General features: G+C 38.4%; 4 protein-coding genes. All 4 read right to left on the bottom strand.

Annotated elements, in window-relative coordinates:
• Positions 1-153: 153 nt before the first annotated feature.
• Entirely contained in the window at positions 154-411 is a 258-nt protein-coding gene (locus tag RTW80_RS24375) for a hypothetical protein (protein WP_000876741.1), read from the bottom strand.
• 12 nt (positions 412-423) lie between these two features.
• Positions 424-1,089, bottom strand: coding sequence for a helix-turn-helix domain-containing protein (locus RTW80_RS24370; RefSeq protein WP_312720622.1), 666 nt, complete (start codon positions 1,087-1,089; stop codon positions 424-426).
• A gap of 147 nt (positions 1,090-1,236) precedes the next feature.
• Positions 1,237-1,419, bottom strand: a complete 183-nt coding sequence (locus RTW80_RS24365; protein WP_053264425.1) for a hypothetical protein — start codon at positions 1,417-1,419, stop codon at positions 1,237-1,239.
• 518 nt (positions 1,420-1,937) lie between these two features.
• Positions 1,938-2,141 (bottom strand): hypothetical protein (locus tag RTW80_RS24360; protein ID WP_213953183.1); only part of this gene is annotated, 204 nt, incomplete at its 5' end.

Raw genomic sequence — 2,141 nt, 5'->3', positions numbered from 1 at the left:
GCAATAATCCTTGTTTACTTAGGCTATCGAGAAGAGCATATAAAAATTGCTCACCTACCACACCGGAAAACTCAGAATCAAACAGAATCATTCCCGTTCTTTCCCGTAAATATTGCAGAAAGGTTTCTTGTGAAAATTCGCTATCGAATATGGTCACAGCGCCACCCACAATTCGAAAGGGCTTATCTCAAGCAAACGGAACGTCTGACTATTCACAGCCTCATACTTAATTACCCCAAAATGGCTCAGGTGATTTAACCAGTGCTGTGTGTGTTCTTTACTATGAGGTAACTCCTGAAAGCTGATAATCGCGGGTAGCTCATAATTGCTATCAGCAAGCTGTTTTGCCAGTGTGTAGCCGCTTTCTGTAATTTCGAATGTTCGTTTGTTTAATGTCAGGTTGTATTTCATTTTTTATTCTCCTTAAAATGGTATTGAGTCATAGATTTCACTTTCTTTTCTCAGGGCTATCATCAGTGCATTAAAAGCATCATCTTCAAGAATTATCCTCTTCGAGGTCAGTGCACGTTTTATAAAATTTTCTGTTTCTTCTTGCATAGGCTTTTGGCTGTCTATGGAAATAAGCCATGTAAAAAGATCAGATTGTTCCGTGATTTCTGCCTGTGTTTCCTGCTCAATAGAGTGTGTCGCTTCTAACGGTTCCTGTGTTTCAGGTGCAGGCTGTTCTACGTTTACAGAGGTTTTTACGTCTTCCGGTGGTGTGATGTGTGCATCTGTAAAGGGTAATGCTTTATAGAGTGATGTTTGCCCGTCCCGTGCCTCTACAGAAAGAACACCCATATCAATAAACATATTTATAATATTACGCACCTGACGATCACTAACCATTCCAATATTAGCTAATGTTTTTTGATTGGCGTAACATTCTTGCCCTTGTTCATTGAATCCAGCTATATAGCTATAGATTTCAACGGCTGGCAGTGTAGCGGTGTATTCCTTACCTGACGGTGAGAACCACTTTTTAAACATCTTCAACCACTGTTCAACTACTACATATGTTTGTTTACTATCTTTCTTATTGAGGCATTGCGCTTTTGCTTCGGCAATTGTTTTGGTGTTTTGGTTCATTTAGTTCCTCCTTTGTAAGGACTGTAATTAGTAATTCATTAACAAGTTTTGGAATTGATTTCCCTTCTGCCTTTGCACGATTTAACAACGCGTTATAAGTTGCAGAATCAAAATTAATATTCATTTGGTTTTCTCCTTCTCCTGTTATTATTCTTTCTCTGCTTCTGCCTTACGCAGTTCATCAATAATTTTTAGTGCATCGTCAAAGCATTTTTCACGCTCTGGATAACCACAGCGCCGCGCTGTGTTCCTGTTCATTCTTACCCTAAAGCGGTTGATCTCACCACGTTTCCAGGCTTCAACTACATCTTGAGAAGTGAAATACTTCACTAATTAACCTCCTATTCTATTTGGTTAAAAGAAAAAGACACCTTGCAAGCCTCTTGGGCTTCAAAGTGCGGTGCATTGGTTTAATTATTTAGAGGATAGGAATGTTTTCCTGTCCCTAATATTACTTTACCATAACTAAAGGCTTTTGTCAACCCCCGCCCATAAAATATTGATCATTTTTCAGTATGTTATGATTTTGCTTAGCAATTCGTGCTCTTCTGTGTGATGCTATTCTTCCTTATTCTCTAAAACGCGTTCTAACGAGGTTTTGATAAAAACAATACATTCCCTTATGTAATGACAGTTTAGCTCGCCAGAGGTTTATTTAAGGGGCTTATTTTGTATTTGTTAGGTATATGAAAAGGAGATGATAGATAAACTCTAATTTCAGACACCTTATAAAATACCTGTAAAGCTCCTCAGAAGCTCTATAATGAGCTAATCTATTACCGCTAAGGTTTCCCTGCCTTATATACGTTTAGCTCGCCTACGGCTTGATTTAAGCGGTAGAAACTTATTTAACCTTCAACTACTAAAACCATTCTTTCTTTTTTGTTTGTTGTTGGTTGTTGTCTGTGTCTATGTGCTAACATCGCTAACGCGTAGCACACAAGGTTATTGCACTCGTCAGAGTATTGCACAATAGATTTTCTCTTAAATAGATTGATGATCGTTAGATTGGCGTAAGCCTCATCAATGGAACTATTGAAGCGCACAGCGCA

This window comes from Escherichia sp. AM3 (genome assembly GCF_032029835.1).
GTDB classification, from domain to species: Bacteria; Pseudomonadota; Gammaproteobacteria; order Enterobacterales; family Enterobacteriaceae; genus Escherichia; species Escherichia coli.
This window is presented reverse-complemented; position numbering and strand designations above follow the sequence as displayed.

Bases quoted from the DNA above. Each gene is read 5' to 3' on its own strand.
- RTW80_RS24370 (WP_312720622.1), bottom strand. From the start codon at position 1,089: ATGAACCAAAACACCAAAACAATTGCCGAAGCAAAAGCGCAATGCCTC.
- RTW80_RS24375 (WP_000876741.1), bottom strand. From the start codon at position 411: ATGAAATACAACCTGACATTAAACAAACGAACATTCGAAATTACAGAA.